Source organism: Sphingomonas sp. AAP5 (genome assembly GCF_004354345.1).
In the GTDB taxonomy this organism is placed as follows: Bacteria; Pseudomonadota; Alphaproteobacteria; order Sphingomonadales; family Sphingomonadaceae; genus Sphingomonas; species Sphingomonas glacialis.
Genome location: NZ_CP037915.1, coordinates 119,425 through 136,471 on the forward strand (window position 1 = coordinate 119,425; position 17,047 = coordinate 136,471).

The 17,047-nt window shown below is 65.6% G+C and carries 16 protein-coding genes; 8 read left to right on the forward strand and 8 right to left on the reverse strand.

Annotation, left to right across the window (positions count from 1 at the left end; genetic code table 11):
• Nucleotides 1–116 precede the first annotated feature (116 nt).
• From E2E30_RS20315 to E2E30_RS20330, 4 genes are read right to left on the reverse strand one after another with little or no spacing between them, the layout of a single operon-like run.
• A complete protein-coding gene (locus tag E2E30_RS20315) occupies nt 117–3,311 on the reverse strand; it encodes an efflux RND transporter permease subunit (RefSeq protein ID WP_133192466.1) in 3,195 nt (1,064 codons plus the stop codon).
• Between the two features lie 4 nt (nt 3,312–3,315).
• Nucleotides 3,316–4,479 carry an efflux RND transporter periplasmic adaptor subunit gene (locus tag E2E30_RS20320; protein ID WP_443018424.1) on the reverse strand — a complete coding sequence of 388 codons (1,164 nt, stop codon included), beginning with the start codon at nt 4,477–4,479 and terminating at the stop codon, nt 3,316–3,318.
• Nucleotides 4,476–5,768 carry a TolC family protein gene (locus tag E2E30_RS20325; RefSeq protein WP_240699154.1) on the reverse strand — a complete coding sequence of 431 codons (1,293 nt, stop codon included), beginning with the start codon at nt 5,766–5,768 and terminating at the stop codon, nt 4,476–4,478. Before E2E30_RS20325 ends, E2E30_RS20320 begins: the two co-directional genes overlap by 4 nt.
• Before the next feature lie 9 nt (nt 5,769–5,777).
• Nucleotides 5,778–6,407, reverse strand: coding sequence for a cation transporter (locus E2E30_RS20330; protein WP_133192468.1), 630 nt, complete (start codon nt 6,405–6,407; stop codon nt 5,778–5,780).
• A gap of 64 nt (nt 6,408–6,471) precedes the next feature.
• Here E2E30_RS20330 and E2E30_RS20335 point away from each other — a divergent pair, with 64 nt between their 5' ends.
• Nucleotides 6,472–6,882 carry a MerR family transcriptional regulator gene (locus E2E30_RS20335; protein WP_133192469.1) on the forward strand — a complete coding sequence of 137 codons (411 nt, stop codon included), beginning with the start codon at nt 6,472–6,474 and terminating at the stop codon, nt 6,880–6,882.
• A gap of 41 nt (nt 6,883–6,923) precedes the next feature.
• On the opposite strand, the gene E2E30_RS20340 is transcribed toward E2E30_RS20335, so the two are convergent.
• The 4 genes from E2E30_RS20340 to copC form a co-directional block, all read right to left on the reverse strand.
• Nucleotides 6,924–7,307 (reverse strand): MerR family DNA-binding protein, encoded by a 384-nt coding sequence (locus tag E2E30_RS20340; protein ID WP_133192470.1) that lies wholly within the window; start codon nt 7,305–7,307, stop codon nt 6,924–6,926.
• Nucleotides 7,304–9,778, reverse strand: a complete 2,475-nt coding sequence (locus E2E30_RS20345) for a heavy metal translocating P-type ATPase (RefSeq protein WP_165954610.1) — start codon at nt 9,776–9,778, stop codon at nt 7,304–7,306. Before E2E30_RS20345 ends, E2E30_RS20340 begins: the two co-directional genes overlap by 4 nt.
• Before the next feature lie 127 nt (nt 9,779–9,905).
• Nucleotides 9,906–10,835: a copper homeostasis membrane protein CopD gene (copD, locus tag E2E30_RS20350; RefSeq protein WP_133192471.1), complete on the reverse strand. Its 930-nt coding sequence runs from the start codon at nt 10,833–10,835 to the stop codon at nt 9,906–9,908.
• 1 nt (nt 10,836) lies between these two features.
• The gene (gene copC, locus E2E30_RS20355; RefSeq protein WP_133192472.1) at nt 10,837–11,208 is read right to left on the reverse strand and encodes a copper homeostasis periplasmic binding protein CopC; all 372 of its coding nucleotides are present in this window, start codon (nt 11,206–11,208) and stop codon (nt 10,837–10,839) included.
• A 123-nt stretch (nt 11,209–11,331) separates the two neighbouring features.
• On the opposite strand from copC, the gene E2E30_RS20360 reads away from it, so the two are divergent.
• Genes E2E30_RS20360 through E2E30_RS20390 form a run of 7 tightly spaced genes read left to right on the forward strand, consistent with a single transcriptional unit; the run spans nt 11,332 to nt 17,001 of the window.
• Nucleotides 11,332–11,607: a hypothetical protein gene (locus tag E2E30_RS20360; protein ID WP_133192473.1), complete on the forward strand. Its 276-nt coding sequence runs from the start codon at nt 11,332–11,334 to the stop codon at nt 11,605–11,607.
• A complete protein-coding gene (locus tag E2E30_RS20365; protein ID WP_133192474.1) occupies nt 11,604–12,044 on the forward strand; it encodes a periplasmic heavy metal sensor in 441 nt (146 codons plus the stop codon). Before E2E30_RS20360 ends, E2E30_RS20365 begins: the two co-directional genes overlap by 4 nt.
• Nucleotides 12,041–12,634, forward strand: a complete 594-nt coding sequence (locus E2E30_RS20370; RefSeq protein ID WP_133192475.1) for an RNA polymerase sigma factor — start codon at nt 12,041–12,043, stop codon at nt 12,632–12,634. Before E2E30_RS20365 ends, E2E30_RS20370 begins: the two co-directional genes overlap by 4 nt.
• 44 nt (nt 12,635–12,678) lie before the next feature.
• A complete protein-coding gene (locus E2E30_RS20375; protein WP_133192476.1) occupies nt 12,679–14,610 on the forward strand; it encodes a copper resistance system multicopper oxidase in 1,932 nt (643 codons plus the stop codon).
• Nucleotides 14,607–15,824 carry a copper resistance protein B gene (locus E2E30_RS20380; RefSeq protein ID WP_133192477.1) on the forward strand — a complete coding sequence of 406 codons (1,218 nt, stop codon included), beginning with the start codon at nt 14,607–14,609 and terminating at the stop codon, nt 15,822–15,824. The genes E2E30_RS20375 and E2E30_RS20380 overlap by 4 nt, the downstream gene beginning before the upstream one ends.
• A 23-nt stretch (nt 15,825–15,847) precedes the next feature.
• Nucleotides 15,848–16,567, forward strand: coding sequence for a PepSY domain-containing protein (locus E2E30_RS20385; RefSeq protein ID WP_272482956.1), 720 nt, complete (start codon nt 15,848–15,850; stop codon nt 16,565–16,567).
• A gap of 38 nt (nt 16,568–16,605) precedes the next feature.
• A complete protein-coding gene (locus tag E2E30_RS20390; protein WP_133192479.1) occupies nt 16,606–17,001 on the forward strand; it encodes a DUF305 domain-containing protein in 396 nt (131 codons plus the stop codon).
• Nucleotides 17,002–17,047: the final 46 nt, after the last annotated feature.

Below are 17,047 nucleotides of genomic sequence, written 5' to 3' on the forward strand. Positions count from 1 at the left end.
TATCCAGCATAGAGGATATATCAGGGCTGGCTAGCCGAAACTTGTGTGCCGCGTCTCGATTTGCTGGCCATGGCGCTACCAGTGCGACCAGAAAAAATTGGCGGTAGAGGCGCGTTTCAGTCAGCCAGCGGAACCGAGGACGCTCTTGCCTGCCCGAAACGAGCGTACAGCGTCGGCAGCACGAACAGCGTCAGTAACGTTGCCGAGATCAACCCGCCGATCACGACCGTAGCGAGCGGCTTTTGAACCTCCGCTCCCGCGCCGTGGCCGAGCGCCATCGGCACGAACCCGAGCGAGGCGACCAGCGCCGTCATCGCGACGGGGCGGAAGCGCGTCAGCGCGCCTTCTCTTGCAGCCTCGGCGCGCGGCATGCCTTGCTTCATCAACTCCTGGATCGAACTGACCATCACGAGGCCGTTCAGCACGGCTACGCCGGACAATGCGATGAAGCCGACAGCGGCCGAGATCGAGAAGGGCATACCGCGCAGCACCAGCGCGAGGATGCCGCCCACCAGCGCCAGCGGAACGCCGGTGAATACCAGGGCCGCGTCGCGCACGCTTCCCAACGCCCCGTAGAGCAGCAGCATGATGACCGCGAAGCAGATCGGGACGACGATCGTCAGCCGATCTCGCGCAGCCGCCAGGTTCTCGAACTGCCCGCCCCATTTGAGGTAGATGCCTGGCGAAAGCGGCACCTGCGTATCGATCGCGGCCTGGGCGTCGGCGACAACGCCGGCAACGTCCCGCCCGCGCACGTTGGCCTGTACGACTACCCGGCGCTTGCCGTTCTCGCGGCTGATCTGGTTCGGTCCGTCCCCTAGAGCGACGTCGGCGACGCTCCCAAGCGGCACATAGGAGCCGCTTGCGGTCGGCACCGGAATCTGGCCGATCGCCTGAAGATCGGCACGAGACGTTTCGCCGAGGCGGATCACGACCGGGAAACGACGATCACCTTCGAAGATCATCCCGGCTTCACGGCCTCCGATCGTCGCGGCAACGGTGTCCTGCACGTCGCCGGCCGTCACGCCGACGCGGGCCATAGCGTCGCGGTTCGGTCGGATATCGAGCAACGGCAGGCCATCGGTCTGTTCGACCTGGACATCGGCCGCGCCGCGGACCTTCCGCAGCACCGCCGCCACCTGGTTGGCAGTCGCATTCATCTGGGCAAAGTCGTCGCCGAACACCTTTACCGCAATGTCGCCACGCACGCCCGCGATCAGCTCGTTGAAGCGCATCTGGATCGGCTGCGTGATCTCGTAGCCGTTCCCCGGCACCGCCTTGAGCTTCGTTTCGATCCGCTCGACCAGCTCGGTCTTGGCAAGATCGGGGTCGGGCCATTCGCTGCGTGGCTTCAAAATGACGAACGTGTCCGTCGCGTTGGGGGGCATCGGGTCCGAGGCGATTTCCGACGTTCCCGTTCGCGAGAAGGCGAATTGGACTTCGGGCTCTCGGGCGATCGTCTTCTCGACCGCGAACTGCATCTGCTGGCTTTGCTCGACCGATGTGCCGGGCGGACGCCATGCCTGGACGAGGATATTGCCTTCGTCGAGTTGCGGCAGAAACTCCTGGCCGAGCGTCGAGAAGGCCAGCACCGCCGCGACCACCGCGACGCCCGCAGCGCCTATCGTGATGCTCGGTCGGCGCATCGCGGCATCGAGGCCGGGTTCGTATCGCCGCCGCAGGACGGTAACGATCCGGCTTTCCTTTTCGTCGACCTTGCCACCGATCCATGCGGCGATCGCCGCAGGCACAAAGGTCAGCGACAGAACGAAGGCGAAAACGAGCGCGATGATGACGGTCAGCGCCATCGGCTCGAACATCTTGCCCTCGACGCCCGAGAACGTGAGCAGCGGGGCATAGACTAGGATGATGATCGCCTGCCCGTATACAGACGGGCGGATCATCTCGCGCGCCGACGCGGCGACGATCGCAAGCCGTTCTTCCAGTGAAAGGCGTTCGCCCAACGCGTGTTGCCGCTCGGCAAGCCTGCGCAGCGCGTTTTCGACGATGATGACCGCGCCGTCCACGATGAGGCCGAAATCGAGCGCGCCGAGGCTCATCAGGTTCGCCGACACCCCGGCTTTGAGCATCCCGGCGCTGGTCAGCAGCATGGTGATCGGGATCACCAGTGCGGCGATGAGTGCCGCCCGGAAATTGCCGAGCAGCAGGAACAGCACGACGATGACCAGCACCGCGCCTTCGGCAAGGTTGCGGCCGACCGTCGTGATCGTCGAGTTCACGAGGTTGGTGCGATCCAGCACCGGCTTCACGACGATATCGGCCGGCAGCGAACGGCCGATCGTTTTCAGGCGTTCGGAAACGGCAGTCGCCACGGTGCGACTGTTCTCAGCAATGCGCATGACGGCCGTGCCGACAACGACCTCGTGCCCGTTTTCTGACGCCGAGCCGGTGCGGATTCCCTGCCCTGGCCGGACGGTCGCGACCTGATCGAGCGTGATCGGCACGCCTTCGCGCGTGGCGACCACGGTCCGCGCCAGCTCGTTCGCGGTGCGGACCCGCGCATCGGAGCGGACGAACAGTCCTTCGCCGTTCCGGTTAACGGTGCCGGCACCGATGCTGGTGTTGCTGCGCTCGAGCGAAGTCGCGAGGTCCTGGATCGTCAGGTGCAACGCGGCCAGGCGCTGAAGGTCCGGCACGACGAGATACTGCCGATCATAGCCGCCGAGGGAGTCGATGCCGGCAACGCCGGGCGTGCCGCGGAGCTGCGGGGCGACGATCCATTCCTGGACCGTGTGCAGGTAGGTGGCCTTGTCCGCTTCGCTGATGAGGTGTTCGCCTTCCGGCGTGATGTAGCTGCCGTCACGTTGCAGCCCTGGTTCGCCGTCGCGATGCCGAACCTTGTCCAGCTCGCGCAGTTCGACCGTCCACATGAAGATATCGCCGAGGCCGGTCGCGATCGGCCCCATCTCCGGCATCACCCCTTGCGGCAGACGCTCTTCGGCAGAGCGGAGCCGTTCGGCGACCTGTTGGCGCGCGAAGTAGATATCGGTGCTATCCGAGAACACGGCCGTGATCTGGGCAAAGCCGTTCCGGTTGAGCGAGCGCGTGTAATCGAGGCCGGGAATGCCGGCGAGCGCGGTTTCGATCGTGAACGATACCTGCCGCTCGATCTGATCGGGCGACAGCGACGGGGCCATCACGTTCACCTGGACCTGGTTGTTGGTGATGTCCGGTACGGCATCGATCGGGAGGCGCTGGAGCGCGAGCGCGCCGAACAGCGCTGCGATCCCGGTGAAGAGCAGGACGAGCCATCGGCGCTCGACGGCGAAGGTGACGAGGCGACCAATCATTGGATCAATCCATGTCCATTCCGCCGCCCTTGCCGAGTTCGGCCTTGAGCGTGAAGCTGTTGGTGGTCGCGATCCGCTCGCTCCCGTTCAGGCCGGCAGTGATGACGACCTGATCGCCGTTGCGACGACCCGCCGTCACCGGCATCGCCTTGAACCCGGTCGGCGTGCGCACGAACACGACGGTCTTGTTCTCGACCGACTGGACCGCCGTCGAGGGTACGGCGATGCTGCGATCGTTGGTCGACGGTAGCAGGATTGATGCGGTGACGGGTTCGCCGACACGCCATGTTCCCCCGCTATTGTCGAGTGTCGCAAGGACCTGGACGAGCTTGGTGGTTTCATCGAGCACCGGCGAGACGAACGTCACGCGCCCTTCCTGCCGGCGTCCGGCCGATGTGACCTCTACGCGGGTTCCCGGGCGGACCCGGCCGGCATCGGCAGGCGACAACGACGCCGCGATCGTCACGCGGGACAGGTTGGCGACACGGTACAGCTCGCCGTCTGCTGCGACGGTCTGTCCGAGCGTGGCAGCGCGCGCGATGACCTGGCCGGCGATCGGCGAGCGGATCGCGACGCGGTTGAGCGCGCCCCCGCTGCCCCCCGTTGCCGAGAGCTGCTGTTGCGCGAGCCGGACGGCGATGTTCGCTTCCGTCGCGGCGGTCCGGGCTGCCACCAGATCTTGTTCGGGCGAGACGCGCTCGGCGAACAGGCGTTGCTCGCGACGCAGGTTCGATTGGGCGAGCGCGGATCGCGCGCGTGCCGCCTCGACTTCGGCGTTCAGCGAAGCCGCTTCACGACTTTCGATGATCGCCAGCGTTTCGCCGCGGCCGACCGGTTGGCCGAGGTTGCGGTTGAGCGCGACCAGCCTCCCGCCGATGGTGGCGGAGACGACCTGGACGCCTTGCGGGTCGCCCTGGATCAGCGCCGGCAGCTCGATGGCACCTGCTATGCCACCGATCGTGGGGCGACCGACCTCGATGCCGGCATCCGCGATTTGCTGCGCTGAAAGCATGACGGCATCCTTGTCGGCAGGCTTGCCGGCCTCGCCCTTCTCCATTCCTTCCATGCCGGCCGGTTCGTCGGCCTTCTTTTCCCCGCCGCCACACGCGAGCAGCATCAGGGGAATGAGGGCGGACAATACGGCCCGCGCGCCGGTCTTCGTCATCATTGGTCCTTCGCAGGGTCGGGAGCGGCAGCGGTCAGCCGCTCGAGCCGGGCCTTGGCATCGTGATAGGTAGCAAGCGCATCGATCGCGGCGGTGCGCGTCTCCGACAAGGTACGTTCGGCATCGAGCAAATCGAGCTGGCCGAACTTGCCTTCGCGGTAGCCGATCCGTGCGATCCGCGCGGACTCCAGCGCCGCCGCCATCACCGGGCCGCTCGTGGTTCTGGCGGTGGTGGCGGCATTCGCCACTTCGGCCTGTGCGGTCGCGATCGACTGTCCCGCGTCCAACTCGGCCGCGCGTCGCATGGCGCCTGCCTGCTCGCGCTGCGCGGTCGCCTGGGTGAGGGAGGCCCTGCCATTGTTGAACAGCGGGATCGGGATCGACAGCCCGACGACTGCTGCGATGTCGTTCGTCTGCTCGATCCGGCGTGCACCGGCGCTGACCGTCACATCCGGGATGCGTTGCGAGCGCGCGAGCCGCACCTGCGCGTCGGCCGTCGCGACTTCCGCGCGAGCGGCCGACAGCGCCAGCGTGCCGCCCGGACTGACCGGCATGGAAGGGCCGTAACTCTGAACACGATCGAACCATGCAAGGTCGAGCGCACCCGTTACGGGTCGCCCGATACGTCGGGCCAGGTTGCCGCGAGCGACGTCGAACAAGCGTTGCGCACGCTCGACCGATGCGTCGGCATTGATGCGTAACACATCCGCCCGCTGCTGCTCGATCGGTGACGCGCGCCCCGCGCGGACCCGAATGCCCGCCGCTCGCGCTGCCTCGCCGGCAATGCCTGCCTGCTCGCGCGCGGTCGTGACGCGGCGATCGGCCGCCACGGCTTCGATATAGGCCTGGGTCACGGCAAGCCGGATATCGGCTACGGCGATGACCAGGGCCACACGCGACTGTTCGCCCAGCGCGTTCGCGACACCGACACGCGCCGATCGCTTGCCGCCCAGTTCGATCGGGAGCGCCACACCGACCGTGGCCTCCGCGCTCCGCAGACCGCGATATTGCCCGGACCCACCAAAATATTCGAGACCGCCGTTGATCGTCGGGTTCGGCCGAAGGCCGGCGACGTCGCGCCCCGCACCTGTCGCGCGAACGCCGGCCTGCGCCGCTTCAAGCGATGGTGCGGACGCCTCGGCAAGCGCCAGTGTCTGTTCGAGTGTCAGCACAGGGCCAACGGTCGTCTCGACGCTGGCCTGCGATTGGGCATCGGCCGCGCATGGAACGGCTAGAGCTGCGATCAGCATGCCCGGTAGCGGGCGCAATAGCGCACGGATCAGTGTCGTCATGGATAGCGCCTATGCCGGCCGAAGTTCGCGCCGCGCGTTGCGGACAATCTCGTAGGCGGAATGGAGGAACAGGAGCGCGATCACGCCTGCGACAGCCAGGTCGGGCCAGGCGGCCCCGGTCCAGCCAACCAGCGCCGCGGCGATGACCACCGCGATATTGGCGATTGCGTCGTTACGGCTGAACAGCCAGATCGCGCTGACATTCGCATCGCCGCTGCGGAAGTGCGCCAACACGAGCGCCGCGGTTACATTGACGATCAGCGCAACGATTCCGATCACGCCCATCAGTTCGGCCTCCGGCGCGACAGCGTTCATCGCGCGCCACAGGGCGAACGCGATGACGCCTACACCGAGCGTACCGAGGAAGATGCCTTGCGCGAGCGCGATCTGGGAGCGTGCACGGGAGGTCCATCCAAGCGCGATCAGGCCAAGAAGGGAGATGCTGCCGTCACCGATGAAGTCGAGCGCATCCGCCTTCAGCGCCTGACTGTCGGCCAGGAAGCCGCCCACAATTTCGATCAGGCCAAAGCCCAGATTGAGCAGCACGACGATCCATAGCGCGCGCCGATATGCCGGATCGCGCTCAGCCCGTTTCGTGTCGCCGGTGCAGCCGCAGGATGAGGATTCACTTGCACTCATGATGCTCCCCTACGATCTACAGTCACTGTAGGAGCAAGAGGTTTCTTGAGGTGATGGCGTGTTGATGATCGGTGATCTGGCCAAGCGGACCGGGACCAAGGTCAACACGATCCGTTTCTACGAGGATATTGGGCTGATGCCTGAGGCCGTCCGCACGTCAGGTGGTCGTCGCATTTACGGCGAACCTCAGGTCCGACAGCTCGCCTTCATTCGTCATGCCCGTGAGCTAGGCTTTTCGGTTGACGAAATCCGCTCGTTGATCGCCTTGTCTGCGAACCCAGATCAGGACTGCAATGAAGCCGGCGCTATCGCGCGACGGCATCTTGCGAGCGTGGAGGATCGCATCATGCGGCTAGTTTCCCTTCGCGACGCTCTACGTATCGCAACTAGATCCTGCGATGGGGGACGGATCGCCGACTGCCGGGTCATGGAAGCAATTACCACATTGCCAGGTCAGGTCACAAATTCCGGTTGAGACAACGATCCTCGCTTCGGGCGCCAGCATCCTTACGTCACCTATCCTGCCAAGCGATCGATAATCGGACAGTCAGGCCGATCATCGCCATGGCAGGCGTGGGCAAGGTGGATCAGCGAGCGTTGCATAGCTTCGAGTGCTTGAGCCTTGCGACCCAACTCTGCAGCGCGCGCTTGCGCAAGCGCCTTCACTTCCCCGCTCGAACGCGCCCGATCGGACCACAGGCCGAGTAGCGTCCTGATCTCTTTGATCGGAAACCCAAGGTCGCGGGCATTCGCGATGAAGCGAAGACGATGAACGTCGGGGTCGGCATAGTCGCGGTAACTCCCACGCCTTGCCGGCGGGGGCACGAGACCGATCTTCTCGTAATGGCGGATCATGCGCTGCGAGACGCCGCTGGCATCCGATGCCGCCCCGATGTTCACAGTTTCACCGTGTTCAGCCGCAGCGCGTTGAGGACCACGGTAAAGGACGAAAGAGCCATCGCCGCGCCGGCTAGCATCGGCGAGAGCAGGATGCCGGCCACCGGGTAAAGTACGCCTGCCGCGACCGGCACGCCGATCCCGTTGAACAGGAACGAGAAAAACAGGTTCTGGCGGATGTTCCGCATGGTCGCACGGGCGAGCTTGCGGGCGCGCACGATTGCCGAGAGATCGCCGCGCGTGAGCGTCATGCCAGCACTTTCGATCGCCACGTCCGTTCCGGTCCCCATCGCGAGCCCGACGTCGGCAGCGGCCAGCGCCGGGGCGTCGTTTATCCCGTCGCCGGCCATCGCGACCTTGGCACCACCCGCTTTAAGTTCGCCTATGATGCGCGCCTTGTCTTCCGGCCGCAGATCGGCGCGTACATCGTCCAGACCGCCCACGGCGCGCGCGACCGCATCGGCCGTCCCGCGATTGTCGCCCGTCAGCATGATAACCTGCAGACCTTCCTTGCGAAGGGCCGCAATGGCATCGCGTGCCGAGGCCCGCACCGGGTCGGCAACGGCGAGCAAGCCGGCGAGCGCGCCGTCGATGGCGATCAGGATGACGCCGGCCCCTTCGTTTCGATGACGATTGGCCGCAGCGTCGAGCGGTTTGGGATCGGCGCCGACCCTGTTCATCTGTGCCGCGTTGCCGATCACCACCGAACGGCCGCCTACCGTGGCACTGACACCCATCCCAGTTTGCGAGGCGAAATCGGCAACGGTGCCGAGTTGTAAACCGCGTTCTTTGGCGGCGACGACGATCGCATGGGCGAGCGGGTGCTCTGACTGGCCTTCGACCGCAGCGGCGAGCGCAAGAACGTCGTTCTCCGCAACGGTGCCAATTGCCTCGATCGCGATTAGCGTCGGCTTGCCTTCCGTAAGCGTGCCCGTCTTGTCGATGACCAGCGTATCGACCTTATCGAGTGCCTGTAGGCTTTCGGCGTTCTTGACTAGGACGCCCGCCTGCGCACCGCGCCCGGTGCCGACCATAATGGACATCGGCGTAGCAAGTCCGAGCGCGCAGGGACAGGCGATCACCAGCACGGCAATCGCATTCAGAAGGGCATGGCCCATACGTGGCTCCGGACCCACCAGTGACCACACAACGAAAGTCGCGATCGAAATCAGCACGACTAAGGGTACGAACCAGCCCGATACGCGATCGGCGACCGCCTGGATCGGGGCACGGCTCCGCTGTGCTTCCGCGACCATGCGGACGATGCGCGCCAGCATCGTGTCCGAACCGACCGCGCGGGCTTCCATGACCAGGCTGCCCGTGCCGTTCACCGTTCCCCCGGTGACCGCGGCATCGACTTCCTTGAGGACGGGAGCCGGCTCGCCGGTGAGCATGGCTTCATCGACCGAGGAGCGACCCTCGACCACCACGCCGTCGACCGGGATCGCCTCGCCGGGGCGGACCCGCAGCCGATCTCCGGTCGCCACGTCGGCAAGGCCGACCTCTTCCTCCGAGCCGTCAGACCGCAACCGTCGCGCTGTCTTGGGAGCGAGGTCCATAAGGGCGCGGATCGCGCGCCCCGTTGCTGCCCTGGCGCGCAGTTCAAGGACTTGTCCGAGCAGCACCAGCGTCACCACGACGCCGGCAGCTTCGTAATAGACCGGAACCATGCCCCCGTGCATCCGGAACGTCGCAGGGAAGATGCCGGGCGCGAGCGTTGCGACCAGGCTGTACAGGAATGCCGCACCGACGCCGATCGCGATCAGCGTGAACATATTCAGGTGACGGGTGCGAAGCGACGTCCACCCCCGCGCGAAAAACGGCCACCCCGCCCACAGCACGATGGGTGCAGTGAGTGCGAGCTGGACCCAAGGCGAAGCGGCAGGGCTGACGACGTGGATTCCCGACATCTCGGCAAACATCGAGACGATGAGCAGCGGGATGGTGAGCGCGCCCGCCACCCATAGGCGGCGGGTGAAATCGACCAACTCGGGGTTGGGGCCGTCGTCGAGCGACGGTTCTTCCGGTTCGAGCGCCATGCCACAAATCGGGCACGTGCCCGGCCCTTCCCGGCGTATTTCCGGGTGCATGGGACATGTCCACATCGCCCCCGGCGTTGCCAACGGCTCGGGCTTTGGCTTCGCGCCGAGGTACGCATCAGGGTCGGCGACGAATTTGGTGCGACACCCTGCGCTACAGAAATGATAATCGTGCCCGGCATGCTCGGCATGGTGCGCTGTCTTTTCCGGATCGACGGTCATGCCGCATACGGGGTCGGTCACTGTGGCCGAGGGTTCGCTGCCCGCTTTCCCCGAGCAGCAACCTCCCTTGGCAGCTTGTGGCACAGACGAGGGTTCGGAGGGCGCGCAGCAGGACGCGGCAGCTTCGCGCTCGACGGCAGCCAGTTTGCCGTCGTGCTTGCCCGCGCAGCCGCAGCCCCCGGCAGAATGGGCGTGGGAATGAGGGTCGTTCATAGAAGAAACTCCTTCGACCCGAGGGCATGTAGGGTCTGACACCGTGTCAGGGTCAAGCCCCCTTTCCGGCGATGCACGGTTTGTAATGGTTTTACGCCGCCGCGCCCGATTGCCCTCGTCCCGATCTTCACATTGCTGATATGGGCGGCTCGAGGGTTCCTAGCCAAGCAACCAGCGCCAAGATCGCGACGGCGCAGGCCGCCTCGACCGCGAGGCTGCGCCGCAGCGTGCCGAGCGCGCCCCGATGATCGGCCGCGGCGATCGACCGCTCGAATGCCGGCATCAGGCGGAAGCGATTGAGCGACGCCAGCCCCAGCATCGCGCCAAAGAGCGCGAGCTTGGCGAGAAGGAGCTGTCCGTAGCGAGTGCTCGGAAGGTTCAGCAGATTGCCGGCGCCGACCAGCAGCCAGCCATTCACCAGACCCGTTACGACGATCGTGCCGACCACAATCGTGCCCACCCGACCGAAGCCGTGCAGTGCGCGATGGGTCAGTCTGAGATGGGTGGCGTCGACCTGACCTGGCGCGCGCGTGACGAGCAGCGTCAGCCCAAGCAGCGCGCCGATCCAGGCTCCGGCTGCCAACAGGTGGAGAATGTCAGCTACCAGATGCACCCAGCCGGTCGTACCCTCGTCCATCGCGCCATGACCGGTCCAGGCGAGCGTCGCGAGCGCGATCCCTGCCGTAAGCGCAACCATGCCCAGCGGAGCGGCACGTCCTGCGGCGATCAGCGCGATGATCGAGGCAACCACCAGCGCGACCATGCGTGCCTCCCATGCCGCACCGGTCGCGGACCCGCTGAGCAGCATCCCGATCGCCTCGCGATCGATAGGCCAGGGCGGCGTGCCGACCATGGCCGCAGCTAACAGCGTTAGGGCGATGACGGAGAGCAAAAGACCGAGGAGGCCGCTTCCGACCAGCCAGGGGCGCAAGGCGAGCGCGGCTGCGCGCTCGCCCGCTTTGAGCCCGTAGAGGCTGAAGGCCGACAGGCCGAACAGCCCGCTCAACGTCACATAGAGCGCGAAGCGGACCGCGATCAGCGGCCAGTCGGCCTCCACCTTACTTCACCGCGAAGGCGAAGTTACCCGCGACCCGGTGCGTGTCGGTCGAGACCACGTGCCAAGCGACGCTGTACCGGCCCGCGCCGAGTGGCGACCTGGGCGTGACGACGAGGGTGCGACCGTCACCGGAGACACCGGCTGCAGCCGCTACCTTCATCGGTGCGTGCGAGGCGCCGCCATGCCCGGTCATCATCAGATCCGCGCCCGAAAATTTCGGCATCAGCTTCTCGCTGAAGCGCAGCTCTACCCGGGCGGGCTTGGCGACGGTTGCGTTCGGCATCGGAGACGCGGACACCAGCTTGGGGTGGGCGTAGGCCGCGCTGGCGATCCCGAGAAGGGCAAGGGCGGCAGGAAGGGCGACGCGACGCATAAAGTTACTCCGATGAAGGGCTCGTGTTCCCCTTTACGCGTCGCGAGCGCCGACCCCTCACGCTCGCATGAGGGATGATGGGCAGCGCTGCGTAAGGGATGGTAGAGAGGCAGAGTGGACAGCATGGACGATCTGGACAGAGCACTGGCGAGACTGGCGGGCGCACCTGTTCCGCTTGCCTTGGATGACATCGAAAGCCGGGTGCTGGCGCGCATCGGCGCGCAGCCGGTTGTAGCGCGGCGGGCCGGGCTCGGCATCGGCGTGATGACGGTGGTTGCGCTGGGTATCGGGATGGCCGGTGCGGAGCTGCCGGCGACCGCCAGCTCCGTCGCATCGCTTGCTCCACTTGGAGGAGCCTCGCCGCTCGCGCCTTCCGCGTTGCTGATAGGCGAGCCATGACATCGACTACTCGCGTTGTCCTGTGCGTTGTGCTCGCCTTCCTGGCCGCGATCGGAGGCGTGTTTGTCGGGCGTGCGCTGTTGCCCCATCCCAAGCAGCCCGGCTCCGCGCTGCACGAGGTGCTGCATCACAAGCTTTCCTTGAATGGCGATCAGCAGGCGAAGTTGAAGGTCCTGGAAGACAGGTTCGCGGTGCAGCGCAGTGCCCTCGAACTGGAATTGCGCGCCACCAATGCCCGGCTCGCCGAGGCGATCGAGTCCGAGCACGGCAATGGTCCCCGTGTCGCCGCCGCGGTCGACCAGAGCCACGCAGCAATGGGCGAGCTACAGAAGGCGACGCTCGCGCACATCTTCGCGATGCGGCAGCTCCTGCGTGCCGATCAGACCCCTCAATTCGATGCCGCGGTGGTGAAGGCGCTCACCGACGGCCAGGGGTGAGTCTCGACTGGACTTCGCTGACCGATGGCGAGCTGGCGACACTGAGCATCGCCGGCCGACAGGCAGCTTTTGCCGAAATCATGCGGCGCTATCGCCAACCGGTCTTCCGGCTCGCCCGCGCCTGCACGGGCGAGCCGGAAGAGGCGCTCGACTTGGTGCAGGAGACGTTCGTCGCGGCTCACCAGGCCCTGTCGCGCTACGATGCGCAGCGGTCGATGAAAGCATGGCTGTCGACGATCGCGATCAACAAGTGCCGCGATTGGGGGAGAAAGCGGACCGTCCGCCGTTTCTTCTCCTTCGCTATCTCCGACGATGGTCAGGCCGACGCGGTGATCGATGACGGTCCCGCAACAGATACCACCGTGGCCGATCGGCAGGAACTGGACCGGGTAACGCGCGCGATCGCGACCCTGCCGATGAACCTCAAGGAGGTGCTCGTGCTTCGGACGATCGAGGGCTTGAGCCAGGCCGAGACGGCAGAGGTTCTGGGCGTCAGCCAGAAAGCGATCGAGACCCGCTTGTATCGTGCTCGCGCTCGCCTGATCGAAAAGTTGAACGCGGCTCGAGGGGTAGGCTCCCGACCCGCGTAGAGGAATAAGACGGGCCGGTAGCGGCCCAACTCCAAGGAGCCACCATGTCGCGCGTTCTCGACCGCCGCCAGTTACTGCGCGGTGCTACCCTTGCCGGAGGAGGCGTCGCCCTGTCGGCGTACATGCCGGCTTGGGCGCAACCCGTTTCCGCCGGCATCGTGAAGCCACTGCCAACCGTGTCCGGCGAAGACATCCGGCTGCGCGTTGCGCATCAGATGATGACGATCGACGGGCGGCAGAGCCACGCCATCGGTATTAACGGAACCGTCCCCGCTCCGCTGATCCGCCTGCGCGAAGGCCAGACCGTGCGCCTGCATGTCGAGAACGGTCTCGACGAGCAGACCTCGTTGCATTGGCACGGTCTGATTGTGCCGTTCCAGATGGACGGCGTGCCCGGCGTTGCCTTTCCCGGTATCGAAAAGCGTACGACCTTCACCTACGAGTTCCCCATCGTGCAGGCCGGCACCTATTGGTATCACAGCCATTCCGGGTTGCAGGAGCAGATGGGGCTTTACGGCCCGATCGTGATCGACCCCAAGGGTGTCGATCCAATCCAGTCGGATCGGGAGCACGTGATTGTGCTGTCCGACCACAGCCAGCTTCATCCGCACCGCATCTTTATGAAGCTCAAGAAGCAGTCGGGCTATTTCAACAGGCAGCAACAGACGCTCGCCGGCTTGTTGAAGGGCGAGGATCAGTCACTCAAGGACCGCCTCGAATGGGGCAAGATGCGAATGGACCCGACTGACGTCGCCGACGTGACGGGTTCGACCTATACCTACCTCGTCAACGGGCATGGCCCGCAAGATAACTGGACCGGGCTATTCCGACCCGGCGAGCGGGTACGCCTGCGCGTCATCAACGCTTCCGCGATGACCACTTTCAATGTTCGCATTCCGGGTCTGAAGCTCGCGATCGTCCAGGCTGATGGCCTCAACGTGCGCCCCGTCGAGGTCGACGAGTTCCAGATCGGCGTTGCCGAGACATACGACGTGATCGTCAACCCGATCGACGAGCGCGCCTACACGTTGGTAGGCGAGAGCGTCGATCGCTCCGGAATGGCGCGCGCAACCTTGGCACCGCGCGAAGGCATGGCGGCGGAAATCCCGCCGCTTCGCAAACGTCCCGTCGCCACCATGAAGGACATGGGGATGGACATGTCGGGTGGCGGATCGATGCAGGGCATGGATCATAGCGCCATGCCCGGGATGGATCATGCGTCGATGCCGGCTGCCGGCACGCCCGCTCCCGCAATGGATCACGCGCAGATGGGGCACGGCGCTGCCGGTGCCGGTGCCGGCGCCATGACCGGCATGGCGGGTATGGATCACGGCACCCAGGCCGGGGCTGCGATGCCGGGCATGGCCGGCGCGTCGAGCGCGCACGACAGCATGGCGATGGGCGGTATGGCCGGCATGGACATGAACATGCGGGACTTCGCAAAAGCCCCCGGCGTGAAAAAGGGGCCGGGCGTCCAGACCATCTCGCCGATGCCGATGGACCGCACCGGCGATCCCGGTCAGGGGCTGGAGAGTGTCGGGCATCGCGTGCTCACCTACCGCGATCTGGTCGCGGTCGATCGTAATCCCGATCTGCGCGCGCCGTCGCGCGAGATGCAGATCCACCTGACGGGCAACATGGAGCGCTACATGTGGGCGCTCGACGGCGAGAAGCTGTCCGAGGTGAAAGCACCGATCCCGTTCCTTGCCGGCGAGCGCGTCCGCGTCACGCTGGTCAACGATACGATGATGGGCCACCCCATCCACCTGCATGGCCACTTCTTCGAGCTGGTGACGGGCCACGGCGCGTACAGCCCGAGGAAGCACACCGTCATGGTGCAGCCCGGGGGCAAGGTCAGTTGGGATGTGACCGCCAACGAGGGCGATTGGGCGTTCCACTGTCACATGCTCTACCACATGCACGCGGGCATGATGCAGGTTGTCCAGGTGCGTTCCGCGAAGGGAGGGGCGGCATGAAGGCGCTGCTTCTCGCCGGGATCGGTGCACTCGTGGTCGGCGTTGCGCCCGCGACGGCCCAGACGATGGACCATTCGATGATGCCGGGCATGAGCATGCCCGGCATGAAGATGCCGGCGAAAACGCCGGCTGCCAAACCCAAGCCCGCTGCTAGGAAAATCCCTGCCAAGAAGGCGACGTTGCGGAAGGCGCCCACGAAGCACCCGGTCGCTCCCGTAGCCGATCCTCACGCGGGACACGCCATGCCGGGAATGGACATGGGCGGTGCCAAGCCGGCCGATCCGCATGCCGGCCACGACATGTCGGGCATGCAGGGCATGGCCCCGAGTCCTGCTCCGGTCACGATCGAGGGCGAACACGCCGGGCATGACATGTCGGCAATGCCCGGCATGCAGATGGCACCCGGCCAGCCCACGCAGCACGACATGGCAGCGATGCCGGGGACGGCGGCGCCGGTCGGCACCGACCTGAAGCCGGGCAATGCTCCCGCACCTGCCCCTGCCGCGGGGCTCGCCGCGTCCCGCTACTATAGTGAGGCGGCAATGAGCGTGGCCAACCGCGACCTGCGTCGTGAGCATGGCGGGATGACCTATTACCAGGTGCTCTTCAATCTCGCCGAGTACCAGGCACGCAAGGGCGGCGACGGCTATCGTTGGGACGGCGAGGCGTGGATTGGGGGGGACATCAACCGGCTTACGCTGAAGAGCGAGGGTGAGGGTACGTTCGGTAAACCGCTCGAAGCGGCAGAGGTCCAGGCGCTCTATAGCCGTGCGCTCGACCCCTATTGGAATCTGCAGGCGGGCGTCCGCTACGACTTCAAGCCGAACCCGTCCCGCACCTATGCCACGGTCGGTATCGAGGGACTTGCTCCTTATTGGTTCGATGTCGAGGGCGCCCTGTTCCTGTCCGACAAGGGCGACGTGCTCGGCCGAGCCGAGGCTTGGTACGATGAGCGCGTGACACAGTTCTTCGTGCTCCAGCCTCGCGTGGAAGCCAATTTTTCGGCCCAGGACGTGCAGCGCGATGGCATCGGCTCGGGGCTCACCGACCTCGAGCTCGGGCTTCGCCTGCGGTACGAAAAATCCCGAGAGTTCGCGCCCTACATTGGCGTGTCATGGGAACGGCAGTTCGGCGATACTGCGCGGTTCACGAGGGCACGGGGCGATGACACCGGCGGGTTCAGCTTCGTCGCTGGTGTGAGGACCTGGTTCTGAGGAGCGGCAGGCTCCGCCTCCATATCGGCGCTAGTAAGCTTCATCGCTGGCTGGCGCTGATTATAGGTGTGCAGTTGCTGCTCTGGTTCTCCAGCGGCTTGCTGATGAGCATCCTGCCGATCGAGCGGGTTCGCGGCGAGCATCTCGTCGCCCGCGATAGCGGAGAGACACTGGCACTGGCCCAGCAGCTCGTTTCACCGGCAGCCGTCCTGAGGGCGGCGCCGGGTCTTGTTCGTGAGTTGCGCTATACGAGCTTGCTCGGCCGTCCCGTCGCCGAGCTGACGATGGCGGACGGCACGGTGCGCATGCACGATGCCCTGAGCGGAAACGCGATGGCGAGCATCGATGCGCCATTCGCCGTGAAGATCGCGCGGGCGGCGTACCGCGGCACCGGCGCGCCGCCTGCGTCGGCGAAGCTGGTCCGCACCGCGAGCACCGAGTTTCGTGGCAAGCTGCCGGTTTGGCGCGTGCAGTTCGAGGATGCGGAGACGACCCGGGTTTTCGTCTTGCCGGATAACGGGAAGATCGTCGGTGTCAGAACCGGCACGTGGCGGCTCTATGACTTCTTCTGGGGGCTCCACATCATGGACTGGAAGAACCACGAAAACTTCAACACGCCCTGGATGATGGCATTCGCAGCGGGAGGGTTGATCCTGGCCGTAGCGGGCGTGGTGCTCCTCTACATGCGCTGGCCGCGCCGCAGGCGAAGAAAAGTTCGAGGGGTGAGCAAGGCTGCCGCGTAGCTCCTTTGTAGGGCGGGGGTTCCTAGGGAGCAGTACCCATGAAGACTATCACCACGATCGGTATCCTCGCTGCGGCGCTCGCCGCCAGCCCCGTTGTCGCGCAGCAGGGCGGCATGGCGGGGATGGACCATAGCCAAATGCAGGGCATGGATCATTCCAAGATGATGCAGCCGACCCCGGCCAATCCGTACGGGCCGGATATGATGAAGATGCATGAGCAGATGATGGCGGCGATGGGCGCCGATGCCGGCGAGACGTGGGTCCGCAAGATGATCGAGCACCATCGCGGCGCCGTGACCATGTCGCAGACCGTGCTTCGTCACAGCCAGAATGCCGAGATTCGGCGCGAGGCGCAGAAAACGATCGCCAGCCAAAACCGCGAGATCGCGACGCTCAATGCTATGCTGCGCAAGATGGGCAAGCGTCCCCAGTAAGGCCGTTGCCTAGGTCCCCGCCCTCACGGGCGGGGCCTTCCCTAAG